A 14,329-nucleotide genomic window follows, 5' to 3' on the forward strand; every position below is an offset into this window, starting at 1 on the left:
GATGACGATTGTCGTTTAGCCATAAATATTTAAGAAATTTACCAAATGAAAAAAAAGGCAAAAGAAGCCCTGGGGTTATTATCTGCTTTAAAATATTGGCGTTTTTTATGTTTTAAACGCTTGACAAGCAAGATTTAGCTGCAAATGTTTAAGAAATTTACCAAGCAGAAAAAAAAGACAAAGAATCCCCGAGTTAGCTAGTCCTTTACTATCTCTGTCGAGTATTGGCATTTTTTGATGTCTTGTAACGCTTTATAAGCGCGTTCAGCTTATTTAGATAAAAATCTAGATGTAGATGAAGTTTTGTAAAGACATACAGTATCTATATACTGCAAAAAATTGAACATAAGACGCCGATACATTAAGTAATCCTTACCTTTTAATCTGCAGATTGGCGAAAGCAAATACAATAGCTTCAGTTTCATGATAAGGGGGCTGGCGGAGTTTGTCAAGGAAGTTTTTCGTTTCTGTGAACCACCTGCTAACCGACAGCTAACATTAACTACCGATATCGTATCTGAAGAAGCCCCCTGGCCATTCTAAAAAATTTAATGCTGAGTACACCTTACTTTTGGCTTCCTCTATAGTGCTCCCTTCTGCTACTATATTTAGCACTCTTCCGCCATCGGAAACTAAGTTACCACTTTCATCGAATTTAGTACCAGCATGAAACACCAACACACCAGGAATGCTTTCAATCTTATCTAATCCTTTAATTACTTCTCCCTTTTGATAATCACCCGGATAGCCTTTACTTGCAACAACTACACAAACTGTAGATTTGTTGTTAAGTTCCACCATTTTGACATTTAACTTTCCTTCTGCAACTGACAACATCAATTTTAACAAATCGCAATTTGAATCAAATCTAGGTAATATAGATTGCGTTTCTGGATCACCGAATCTAACGTTATACTCGAGAAGTTTTGGGCTATCTTTGCAAATCATTAAACCAGCAAAGAGTACTCCTTTATAAGACGTACCCATGTTAACCAATGCTTGAGCTGTAGGGTATATTATTTTTTGGATAATTTTTTGCTCCATGTCCTTACTTATAATTGAAGGTGATGAGTACGACCCCATACCTCCAGTATTTTGGCTTTCATTACTTTCATCAACTCTCTTATAATCTTTTGCACACCCAAGAGTTACTACTTTCAACCCATCAATAAGAGCAAAAAAACTTACTTCTTCTCCAATTAAAAATTCTTCTATGATTATTTCTTCACCTGATTCACCAAATTTTTTCTCCACTAGCATTGAATCTATTGCTGAAAAAGCTTCGCTTTCTGTATTACATATAACCACCCCTTTTCCTGCTGCAATTCCATTTGCTTTCACTACAAGTGGAAACTTTATTTTATTGCTACGTACAAAATCTTTAGCTAACCCTTCATCAACAAAACACTCGTACTTGGCAGTTGGTATACCATATCGTTTACATAGTCCCTTGGTGAAAGACTTCGATCCCTCAAGTTTTGCAGTTGCTTGACTTGGAGCAAAAACATTTATTCCCTCTGCAACTAAATCATCAGCAAGCCCATCAATTATTGGTTGTTCTGGACCAATAACAACCAACTCTATATTTTCTCTCTTGCAAAATTGTGTAACATCCACTGAATTTTGAATATTTACATCCACAAGAGCCCCAAGATCTTTCATAGCTTGGCGACCAGGAGTTACATATAACTCAGTCAAGATAGGAGATTTTTTTAGAGCCCAAAGTAGAGCGTGCTCACGCCCACCAGAACCTATAACCAGAACCTTCATCTTTATTTCCTCGCTTTTCTATATGTCAAAATTATTATTTGCTTATAACAGTATCATTACTCATGTATTTTTGCAACACGTTTGGTATTGCAATCGACCCGTCAGAATTTTGATAATTCTCCATTATGGCAATAATCGTTCTTCCTATAGCTAAAGCTGAGCCGTTTAAAGTGTGAATATATTTTTTCATCTTTTTATCAGTTTCTGAAGAGTATTTAGCGTTCATCCTTCTTGCTTGAAATGCACCACAATTTGAGCAGCTTGATATTTCTCTATATTTATTTTGCCCAGGTAACCATACCTCTATGTCATAAGTCCTTTGTGCAGCAAAACCCATATCGCCACTGCAAAGCAGCATTACTCTGTATGGCAATTCTAATTTTTTTAATATCTCTTCAGCAACACTCGTCATACGCTCAAGCTCATCATTTGATTGGTCTTCAGTTGTGATGCTTACCAACTCCACTTTACCAAATTGGTGTTGCCTTATCATGCCCCTGGTATCGCGACCTGCACTACCTGCTTCTTTACGAAAGCACTCCGAATATGCAGTAAAGCGAATAGGCAGTTCTTTTTCTTCCATTATTTTGTCAGCAACTAAATTTGTTAAAAACACTTCACTTGTGGGAATCAACCTCAATTCGTCGGTAGTTAAATACGAATCGTCAGAAAATTTCGGTAGCTGACCAACATTATACATAGCTTCGTTTTTCACCAAAGCCGGGTGGTACACCTCAGTATAGCCAAATTCATTAACATGCATTTCAAGCATACAATTTATTAGCGCTCGTCCAAGCTTAGCTAACTGTCCTTTTAATATCGTAAATCTTGATCCGGAAATTCTCGCCGCTTGTTCGAAGTCCATTAAACCTAATTTTTCTCCGAGTTCATAATGAGATTCTGGTACAAAATCAAACTGTCTTTTTCCTCCATATCTTCTCACCTCTAAATTAGAGTTCTCATCTGCGCCTATTGGCACATCTTGCGCAGGAATATTCGGCAAGTTAGATAAAACATTCACTAACTTATCCTTTTCTGCTTGTTCTTTTAAGCTGATTGCCTCTATCTCATTTGTGATGCTTTTTGACAACTCTATTTGCTCTTCACAGGGGCTCTTGCTCATTTTAAGCTTTTTTATTTCCTCTGTGATTTCATTGCGCTGCCTATTCAAATCCTGCAGTTTAGTGGTTAATGATCTTTTCTCGTGATCGATTTCTAATATCTCTTCCGCAGTAGATTCTCTAATTCCCCTGCTTTTCATTGCCTTTTCAAATCCTTCAGGGTTTTTGCGCATATATTCTATATCGTGCATATATTGTGCTATTACTAACATTGTTACTGTACTCCAAAAGCTCTTAATATTCAATATATTCTCATACTACTAAAATTATTATGGTTGATTTTTTTGTTAGAATTTGTTTAAATTTAATTAACTTAGCGTTCATAGGGTGTAGTATGTTGGGCATTACAAAAAATAATCAGAAAGAGAGCACTTACTTTGCTGGTGAGGAATTCGTTATCTACGCTACTTGTGTATGCCTAGCAGCCACATTCGCTGCTGGCTGTTTAGGGGCGGTAATAGGATCCCCTCTATTGACCTTTCCACTTGCTATGCTCATCTCTAACCCCGTAGTTTGGGTTTTAATGGGAACAATTCTTACAGTAGCATACAAAATGGTTGTTGAACCTTTATTTTACTTAGCGAAGGGTTATATTAATGGAAAAAGAGCAAGTCAAGGTGAGCAAAAAACTCCAGATGAGGATAGTGGTATTTTTCCTGGACCAGATAATGAAGATGGGTCAACTGTTTCAGAGAACAGTAGTCGCAGAAGTTCTATTGCTTCAAAAGATAGTGGTTTGGGTGGTAAAGAGTTTCATGAAAATTTGGACACTCTTGTGCATCAGACAAACAGAGGAAATTATGCTTACTGGTTATGTGATGATGACATTACACATATTGCAAGAGTTGTGTATGGGTACTCACAAAGTGAACATAGTAATAATAATGTCTATTTTCTTGCTCCTAGCTATTCTAATGGTTGGGACGAACTCACAAAAGAATTTCTTCAGAATTATAGAGGTGAATTAAAACAAAATTCTAAATTGATATTTACTTCGGTTCTTCATATTAACAACAATCATTGGGTAACTTTGGTTATTAAACCTGATGCAGGTGATAAAAAATTTAGAGCTTATTACTGTGACTCATTTGGTAATCAATTGCCAGATAATGTGCTAAATATTGTTAAAAGAGAACTGCAAAAAGAGGAATGGGTATTAGACATAAGAATTTCCCCAACTAAGCAGCAAAGTGACGGGTATAACTGTGGAATATTTGCGTTAGAAAATGCTCATAAAATTACACAAATGCTTAACGAAGACAAATCATTTGACGAAATTGACAAAAAGTTATCAGAATATAAATTTGATTTGAATGAGAAAAGAGAAGAATTTACAAGAGCGCTTATGGAAGATGAGAAATGTAAGGAAGATCTAAGAAATCGTAAGCGTCCGCCAAGGACGAAAACATCTCAGTCTTCTATTTCAAGGGAGAATGCAAGTTTGTATTGCATTATGTAATCAATGAAAAATTACCATTGACCTTATGCCCCTCCAAATAGGAAATTTGACAATTGATTCTCCAGTTATTTTAGCTCCAATGTCTGGAGTGACTGATTATCCGTTTAGAAGTATTGTGAAGAAACTTGGTGCAAGTTTGTTAGTTTCAGAGATGATCGCAAGCAGAGCTATGATTATGCAAACTCGCCAGAGTTTGCAAAAAGCAAAAGTCGATGCATTAACTGCTGTGCAGCTTGCTGGGTGTGAGCCAGATGTTATGGCGGAGGCTGCAAAATTAAACGAGGACATGGGAGCAAAAATTATAGACATAAACTTTGGTTGCCCTGTTAAAAAAGTTGTAAACGGTTATGCAGGATCAGCGCTAATGCGTGATGAGAAAAAAGCCGCTGAGATAATTGAAGCTGTGGTCAAAGCAGTGAATATGCCAGTTACGGTGAAAATGCGCACTGGATGGAACGATGAAAATCGCAATGCCCCGAGACTTGCGAAAATTGCCGAAGACTTAGGAGCAAAAATGATCACTGTGCATGGAAGAACAAGAGCGCAGCTTTATAATGGTCAAGCAGATTGGAAATTCGTTAGAAATGTTAAAGAGCAAGTGAAAATTCCAGTTATAGTAAATGGCGATATTAAAAATTTAAATGATATTCAGAATGCTCTCAAAGAATCTGGAGCAGACGGAGTGATGATAGGTCGTGGTGCCTACGGTAAACCTTGGCTGATTAATCAAGCAATGAACTTTCTCAGTGGAAGTGAAACTTCTGAGCCAACAGCTTCAGAGAGATTAAGCATCATACTCGAGCATTACGACAATATTCTTGAGTACTATGGAAATGACACAGGAATAAAGATGGCCCGCAAACACATAGGTTGGTACAGTAGCGGGCTTCAAGGCTCATCTGAATTTCGTGTGAGAGTAAATAACATGACAGATAGCACAGAAGTGAAAGAAAATATTATTGGCTTTTTTGGTCAAGAGACACACTAGCTGTACTCAATTCGACTGATCGTATGCCACTACGCTCTCTTCCTCACCAGAGTGTAAATGACAACCATTATCCATCAACCATTCCTCGTCATAAGTTTCAATATCAAAATATTTTTCATATTTATCCACATTATCACAAAGTGAAAGTGCTCTGATCTTATTCATAATCAAACCTGTACCAGCAGGAATTAATCTTCCTACTATAACATTTTCTTTTAATCCACTTAAAGGATCACTCTTCCCGCAGAATGCTGCTTCTGTAAGTACTTTTGTTGTCTCTTGGAAAGAGGCAGCAGAAATAAAGGAGCTAGTTTCAAGACTTGCCCTAGTAATCCCCTGCAGAATAGGAAGATAATGAGTAGGCCGTTTGCCAGAGTTACTCATAGCATCATTTTCCCTATCAACTTCCAGCTTGTCAATGCTTTCGCCAACCAAGTACATAGTATCACCAGGATCAGTAATTTCCACTTTTTGTAGCATTTGTTTTAAGATCACCTCTAAATGCTTATTGTCTATACGAACACCCTGCAATCTATAAACTTGCTGTATTTCAGAAATCATATAGTGCGCTAAAGCTTCTAACCCAAGCACACGTAAAATATCATGGAGATCAGGGTCACCATCCATCAATAGATCACCTTTACGTACAAAATCACCTTCATTGACTATTACATGCTTACTTCTTGATACCAAATATTCAACTGGAGAAATTTGTTCATCTACAGGTTTAATTAATATACTGCGTTTTCCTCTACGGTCTTTTTCAGAAAACGCTACATAGCCATCTATCTCACTAACAATAGCATGCTCTTTAGGACGACGTGCTTCAAATAACTCTATAACCCTCGGTAAACCACCAGTAATATCACGAGTTTTAACTGACTCTCTTGGTGTTCTTGTAATAACATCACCTGCATGAACCTTCTGGCCATCTTGTACATTGAGCACTGCACCGATTGGTATAAAATAACATGCTTCAACGCCACTTGCGAGTGTCATTACTTTACCATTATCGTCAAGCAGCACAATACGAGGACGTAAATTAGCTCCACCAGAATGCAATTTCCAGTCTTTTACTACTTTGCTTGATATTCCTGTAGATTCATCCATCACTTCAGTGATCGAAATTCCATCTCTTAATTCCTGATAAGACACTGTACCAGTCTTCTCCGTGATAATAGGCAATGTATAAGGATCCCATTCCGCAACTTTATCGCCAATTTTTACTGACCCACTCTCATCTACATAAAGCTTAGCGCCGTAAGGTACACTGTGCTTCAACTTCTCACTACCAAGGCTATCAATCAACACGACTTCACAGGAACGGCTTATCACAATTTTATTTCCGTTTCTATCTATAATTATATTACTATTGTTTAACTTTATTTTAGCATTAATAGAAGCTATAATATTCGAGGATTCAACGCCTCTAGTCATTACTCCACCTATATGAAAAGTACGCATCGTTAACTGAGTACCTGGCTCTCCAACAGATTGAGCAGCTATAACACCAACTGCTTCACCTATTGAAACAATTTTACCAGTTGCAAGGTCTCTTCCATAACATAAAGAACATACACCAGGACTTATTTCACAAGTTAAAGGCGATCTAATTTTTACAACATCAAGACCTGCAATGCTGATTTGCTTTACTTTATCCTCATCAATTAATTCCCCTGCTTTTACTAATAATTCTTTTGTCACTGGGTTATATATATCATTTGCAGCTGTTCTACCCAGCACAACACTCTCTAGAGATGCAACTATAGTACTTCCTTCAACTGTAGCTCTCACAACAAGACCATTTTTTGTTTTACAGTCATGCTTTGTAACTATGCAATTTTGAGATACATCAACTAAACGACGAGTTAAGTATCCAGAGTTTGCAGTTTTAAGTGCAGTGTCAGCTAAACCTTTACGCGCACCGTGAGTAGAATTAAAGTATTCAAATACGTTCAATCCTTCACGGAAATTAGAAATTATAGGTGTTTCTATAATCTCACCAGAAGGTTTGGTCATGAGCCCTCGCATTCCTGCTAGCTGTTTCATCTGTGAAGTAGAACCCCTTGCACCAGAGTTAACCATCATATACACTGAGTTGTACTTACTATTTCCATCATATATAGATATTGCTTTTAACATATCATTAGCTATCATATCCGTACACTTAGACCATTCATCTATAACCTTGTTATACCTCTCACTTCTAGTTATTAGCCCATCTTGATATTGCATAGAGAATTTCTTAATTTCACCCCTCGCGTGATCAACATGTGTAGCTTTAGTTTCAGGTATAACCATATCACAACGACCAAAAGAGACACCAGAAAATGTGGCATACTCAAAGCCAAGTACCATTAATTTATCAGAAAATGCCACTGTAGCACTTTGACCACAGTTACGATATACCAAATCAACTATACCAGTTATTTCCTTGACTGTTAATATCTGATTTATTAGATCGAAGCCTAGATTCTCATGCTTAGGAAAAATTTGCCATAATATTAAACGGCCAGGAGTTGTACAAACAGTTTTATAGTGAGTTTCACCGCTGCTATTAATATACTCCATCCTATACTTTATACTAGAATGAATATGTAAAGTACCATCACTCAAGGAATGCTCAACTTCACAAAAAGCACCAAAAGATGGTAAATTATCTTCCTTAGGTTCTTGTAAAGTCAGATAATATATACCAAGTACTATATCTTTACTAGGAACTATAATCGGTCTGCCATTAGAAGGACTTAAAACGTTATTAGTGGACATCATCAACACCCTAGCTTCAAGCTGAGCTTCCAATGAAATTGGCACATGCACTGCCATTTGATCACCATCAAAATCAGCATTAAACGCCGTACAGACAAGCGGATGAAGCTGTATTGCTTTGCCTTCAATAAGGATTGGCTCAAAAGCCTGAATACCAAGTCTATGTAGCGTAGGCGCTCTATTCAACAAAACAGGATGCTCTTTTATTACCTCTTCAAGCATATCCCAAACTTCTGGTTTTTCTGCTCTTATCAACTTACTAGCAAACTTAATAGTTGGAGCCATACCATACATCTTAAGCTTTGAGTAAACAAAAGGTTTGAATAGTTCAAGAGCCATTCTTTTTGGTAATCCACACTGATTTAGTTTCAAAGTTGGACCAACAACTATTACAGAACGTCCAGAGTAGTCTACCCTTTTTCCTAAGAGGTTCTGGCGAAAACGACCCTGTTTTCCTTTTAACATATCACTAATGGACTTTTTATATCCAACAGCACCAGCTTTATTTACCAAAGTATTACGACGACTATTATCAAAAAGAGAATCAACTGCTTCTTGTAACATCCTTTTTTCATTACGAATCATAATCTCAGGAGGATTTAAGCTCAACAATTTCCTCAACCTGTTATTTCTATTAATAATATTCCTATAATGATGATTCAGATCAGAAACTGCAGGACGACCACTCTCAAGCGATACCAAAGGACGCAAATCAGGTGGTAAAATAGGTATAGTTGTAAGTATCATCCACTCAGGCCTATTTCCAGATTTAATGAAGTTTTCAACAATACGCAATCTCTTTATAATTTTCTTTCTTCTTATCTCAGAAGCAACAGATTCTAATTCTAGTCTTAAATCCTTCCTAATTTCATGTAAATCAAGGCGCGTTAGCAACTCTCTTATAGCTTCAACACCTTGCATAGCTACAAAACTATCGATCCCATAGCTATCTTTAGCTTCATTATAAGCTTTTTCACTAATAATCTCACCTTTTTCAAAAGGCGAAACAAGAGGATCTATTACGATATAATTATCGCTATATAAAATATTCTCAATATCTCTGAGAGACATATCCAATAATGCTCCAATTCTTGAAGGAAGCGATTTCAAAAACCATATATGAGCAACAGGAGATGCAAGCTCTATATGACCCATCCTTTCTCTTCTTACTTTAGAAGATGTAACTTCTACTCCGCATTTTTCGCATATGCGACCTCTGTGTCTTCTTTTTTTGTATTTTCCACATAAACATTCATCGTCATTGACAGGGCCAAAAACCTTAGGGCAAAATAATCCACCTTTCTCAACTTTGAACGTACGATAATTTGCAGTTGAAACATCTTCTATCTCACCACAAGATATACGCTTAATACTTTCAGGGCTAGCAATCGATATGCTAACCTCATTAAAAGGTTGTGCAATGTTAGTGTGAGATATATCTTCAATCACTACATCATTTTGCTTTAAATCTACATTTAAACATAAAGAACGTAGTTCTTTTATCATCACATTAAAGGATTCAGGAATTCCACATTCAAAATTACTGTCACCTTTTATTATCGATTCATAAATCTTAACTCTACCATTAATATCATCAGACTTCACAGTTAACATTTCCTGCAAAGTATAAGCAGCACCATAGGCTTGTAATGCCCAACATTCCATTTCACCAAAACGCTGACCACCAAAATGAGATTTTCCTCCAAGAGGTTGTTGAGTAACCAAACTATAAGGCCCTACTGAACGCGCATGAATTTTACCATCAACCAAGTGGTGCAACTTAAGCATGTACATGTAACCAACTGTAACCTTGCGGTCGAATTTTTCACCACTGCAACCGTCATATAATACAGCTTGTCCAGAGTTATCTAAACCAGCAAGTTCAAATAATTTTGCTATTTGTTCATCTTTTGGACCCTCAAATACAGGTGCAGCAACAGGAACGCCATCACGTAATTTGCGTGCAAATTCAATGAGATTATTATCACTAATATTACGAATATCATTACAGATAGATACGTTACTGCCATAGCTATAAACCTCAATCAGGAAGTTACGTAAATTGCTGTATGAACTTTTACAAGAGTTCAAATAGTTCTCTACTAACTCATTCAACTCGTCATTTAGTGCATTCTTATTAGGTGTATTTAAAACAGAAGCCGTTATTTCATCATCATCAATATTTTCAATTTTTTTATTATCAAGGTATGCTACTGCAAATTGTGTAAAATTATCATCGTTAAGGGACCTAATTCCCTTGCAAAAAGCACTTTTGATCTTATTGATCTCATCGAGAATATTACTTACCTTTTCCCCTAATTTTCTACAAGCCCAACCTACATGCGTTTCCAGTATTTGCCCTACATTCATTCGTGAAGGAACACCAAGAGGGTTAAGAATAATATCAACAGGAGTACCATCTTCCAAATAAGGCATATCTTCCACTGGCACAACTCGAGAAATCACACCTTTATTTCCATGTCTACCAGCCATTTTATCCCCTGGTTGCAGACTATGTTTCACAGCAATGAAAACTTTTACTGACATCGACACACCTTGAGGCAGGTCATAACCTTCATGTAATTTTTCTACTTTTCGCTTAAACTGTGCTATTGCATGTGATACTTTTTCATCAAAATCTTTTTTTAAGCTCTTAACTTGCTCAGAAATGGATTGGTTTTTTAATCCTATACCCCACCATTGCTCACGTTCAATAGAGTCAAATTTTTCTCGATCTTGAGAACCAGAATTAATAAGAAGTTTCTTCAGTTCATCATAGAAATATTCACTAGTAACATTGATTATATAATCTCGCTCTTCCTCAAAGTCATTTATCTCTTCTTGTTTGATGAGTAATGCCCTTTCATTTTCTTCAACCCCCCTGCGTGTAAAGACTTGTACATCAATTACTGTCCCTTCAACATCTGGAGATGTATATAAAGAGGAATCCGCACAATCGAATGACTTTTCACCAAAAATTGTCATTAATAACTTCGTTTCAGGAGGCAATGAAAGAGAAGGTTTAGGTGTAACTTTACCTACCAGAATATAGCCTGGACCAACTCTTGTACCAATTTTCACTATACCACTATCATCCAAGTGATATAGATTTTCTTCATTAACACCAGGTATAGCACGAGTTATTTTTTCTGATCCTAAAGGGGTATCATGTACAACACAGTCAAATTCTTCTATATGAATAGAAGTAAAGAGATCTTTTTTAACAACTTCACTAGAAATAATAATAGAGTCTTCAAAATTATAACCTTGCCAAGACATAAAAGCGACTAGCAAATTTTTACCAAGCGCCAACTCACCACTGTTAATTGCAGGACCATCAGCTATTACATCACCCTTTTTAACATAATCACCTACGCACACTAGCGGTCTTTGATTAATACAAGTATTATGGTTAGAACGCTGAAATTTCCTTAGATGATAAATATCTACGTCCAAGTAGTTAACCCTTTCTTTATCAAAAGCACGTATAACTATAGAGTTACTATCAGAACTATCAACTATGCCATCGCGTTTTGCTAAAACTACAGCACCAGAGCCAGAAGCTACAAAAGACTCCATACCAGTAGCAACCAGAGGAGCGGTAGGCTTCAATAAAGGTACGGCCTGACGTTGCATATTTGAGCCCATTAATGCTCTATTAGCATCATCATTTTCTAAAAATGGAATCAAGGAAGCTGCAACTGATATTACCTGCTTAGGAGATACGTCAATGTAACTAACTTGGTCGCTACTTACCATGACGAAGCTACCAGCATATCTACAGTATAGCATGTCATCAACAAAGCAATTATTTTCATCAAGCTTTACGCTAGTGTCAGCTATATGATGTGAGCCTTCGTCTATAGCAGAAAGATACTCAATTTGATCAGTAACAACCCTATTGACTACTTTTCTATAAGGGCTTTCAATGAAACCATATTTATTAATACGCGCGTATATAGCTAAGCTGTTGATTAACCCTATATTTTGCCCTTCAGGAGTCTCAATAGGGCAAATTCTTCCATAATGAGTTGGATGAACATCACGCACCTCAAATCCTGCCCGTTCTCTTGTTAAACCGCCAGGACCTAACGCGGATAACCTTCTTTTATGTGTTATTTCAGATAACGGATTAGTCTGATCCATAAATTGAGATAATTGAGAAGAATTGAAGAAATCTCTTAAGACATTAGTTAACACTTTTGGATTAATAAAATCAGATGGAGAAACTTTATCTAAACTAGAAGTGGACATAGAATCAACTATTGCGCGTTCCAATTTCAACAACCCAGTTCTAAATTGATTTTCTATAAACTCTCCAACTGATCTTACTCTTCTGTTTCCTAAATGATCAATATCATCTACAGATCCTTGACCGTCACGTAACAATACTATTTTTTTCACAATTTCAATAATATCTTCATGCGTTAAAACAGTTAAATCCTCATCATAATTTAATCCAAGGTAAGAGTTAAGCTTCAACCTACCAATGTTAGACAAATCATAATATTCCGGACTGAAGAAAAGATTACGGAAAAACTCTTCTACTATCTCTAAAACAGGAACTTCACCAGGACGCAAAACTCTATATATTTCATATAGTGCATCCTGATAAGACATGTTTTCATCTAAGAAAAGCGTATTTAATATATAAGGTCCAACAAACAAATTATCTATGTTCAACACTGATATTTCATCTACAGATAATAACTCAAGCTTCTTTATGTCTTCCAGCTTTATAGATTCACCAGCAGATAAAATTTTCGTAGAGCTAGCACTATCCATTAAATCTTCTGCGAGGAATAAACCACATATAGAATTAAACGGAACCAGATACTCTTTCAATTCATTATCATATAGCTTTTTAGCTAGTCTTGAGGTAATACGAACGTTAGCTTTAAGCAGCACATTACCTTCAATATCCATTAAGTCGAAAGGCAGCCTCACTCCTTTAAATTTATCAGGAACAAAAGGCACTTTCCAACCATCTTTATGTTTTACATACTTTATTTTCTCATAAAATCTATCGAGTATATCATTATTTGATAGACCCAACGCCTTTAATAAAACTGAAATTGGCAATTTTCTTTTTCTATCAACACGAAAATACAAATGGTCTTTAACATCAAATTCAATATCAAGCCAAGAACCCCTATAAGGAATAATTCTAGCAGAATAGATCAATTTACCAGAATTGTAAGTTTTTCCCTTATCGCTATCAAAAAATACACCAGGAGACCTATGCATTTGTGAGACGATAACTTTTTCCACACCATTAATGATGAAAGTGCCCTTATCAGTCATCATAGGCAACCCACAAAAGTGGACTTTCTGCTCTTCTATAGATTTTACAACGGTTGCAAGTTTAGAATGATCTCCACTCTCTTTAATCGATTTATATTCATCAAGAGAAATACCATCCTGCATAACAACAAGACGTATAGAAGCAATAACCTGAGCAGAAAAAGTTACACCACGCTTTATACACTCAGATTCATCATACTTAGGATCATCTACCCTACAACTTATAAACTCAATAGTAGCCCTACGCAAAGGATCATTTATTGGAAAGATTGTATGAAAGATAACTTCAAGTCTTTCATTACCCTTATTCTTAGGAGTAAAAGAATCATATGATTCTTTTTGAACCTTAACCAAATCCAATAAAGAATCTTTTAAATCAATCGACCTAGAATAAGAAACTCTAGGAACAAAAGCACCAGAAGCGTACATATAAGAAGAATCAACCATTAAAATACCCCAAACTAATTAAAAGAGCTATATCAATATAAAATTAATACATTAAATATTATTCAAGCTCCACTTTAGTTGCTCCTGCTTCAATAAGTTTTTGCTTGATTTTTTCTGCTTCGTCTTTAGGAACATTAGCAGTCAAATCTTTAGGTAAAGATTCAACCAACTCTTTTGCTTCTTTTAAACCCAATGTAGAATTAACCTCTCTCACAGCTTTAATAACTCCTATTTTTTTACTCGCATCAATTTCTTTAATCACAACTTTATACTCAGCTTTTTCTTGAGCAGCAGGAGCAGCAGCATTATCACCAATAGGCGCCCCAGCACCAACAGCTCCACCAAGAAAAGAACCAGCAGGCAACCCTATTTTCTCTTCTAAAACTTTTACAAGTTCAGAAGCCTCTAATAGGTTTAAAGATAATATTTTATCAACCAAATCACTTGTTACATTACTCATAATTACCACCT

General features: G+C 36.2%; 6 protein-coding genes. 2 read left to right on the forward strand and 4 right to left on the reverse strand.

Going from position 1 to position 14,329, the window contains the following annotated elements; translation table 11 throughout:
* Nucleotides 1-498 precede the first annotated feature (498 nt).
* Together purD and serS are read right to left on the reverse strand one after the other, a co-directional pair.
* A complete protein-coding gene (gene purD, locus ABWU74_RS05845) occupies nt 499-1,770 on the reverse strand; it encodes a phosphoribosylamine--glycine ligase (RefSeq protein WP_209473161.1) in 1,272 nt (423 codons plus the stop codon).
* 34 nt (nt 1,771-1,804) lie between these two features.
* The gene (gene serS, locus ABWU74_RS05850; RefSeq protein WP_353289455.1) at nt 1,805-3,082 is read right to left on the reverse strand and encodes a serine--tRNA ligase; all 1,278 of its coding nucleotides are present in this window, start codon (nt 3,080-3,082) and stop codon (nt 1,805-1,807) included.
* Between the two features lie 143 nt (nt 3,083-3,225).
* On the opposite strand from serS, the gene ABWU74_RS05855 reads away from it, so the two are divergent.
* Both ABWU74_RS05855 and dusB read left to right on the forward strand, forming a co-directional pair.
* A complete protein-coding gene (locus ABWU74_RS05855; RefSeq protein ID WP_353289275.1) occupies nt 3,226-4,350 on the forward strand; it encodes a Ulp1 family isopeptidase in 1,125 nt (374 codons plus the stop codon).
* A gap of 25 nt (nt 4,351-4,375) precedes the next feature.
* On the forward strand, nt 4,376-5,338 hold the full coding sequence (gene dusB / locus ABWU74_RS05860) for a tRNA dihydrouridine synthase DusB (RefSeq protein ID WP_010962313.1): 963 nt from the start codon (nt 4,376-4,378) through the stop codon (nt 5,336-5,338).
* A gap of 6 nt (nt 5,339-5,344) precedes the next feature.
* Here dusB and ABWU74_RS05865 read toward each other — a convergent pair whose 3' ends face one another.
* Entirely contained in the window at nt 5,345-13,858 is an 8,514-nt protein-coding gene (locus ABWU74_RS05865) for a DNA-directed RNA polymerase subunit beta/beta' (protein ID WP_353289276.1), read from the reverse strand.
* A gap of 58 nt (nt 13,859-13,916) precedes the next feature.
* Nucleotides 13,917-14,318, reverse strand: a complete 402-nt coding sequence (gene rplL / locus ABWU74_RS05870) for a 50S ribosomal protein L7/L12 (RefSeq protein WP_007551887.1) — start codon at nt 14,316-14,318, stop codon at nt 13,917-13,919.
* Between the last annotated feature and the right edge of the window lie 11 nt (nt 14,319-14,329).

It is taken from the genome of Wolbachia endosymbiont (group A) of Paraperithous gnathaulax (assembly GCF_964028485.1).
Taxonomy (GTDB): Bacteria; Pseudomonadota; Alphaproteobacteria; order Rickettsiales; family Anaplasmataceae; genus Wolbachia; species Wolbachia pipientis.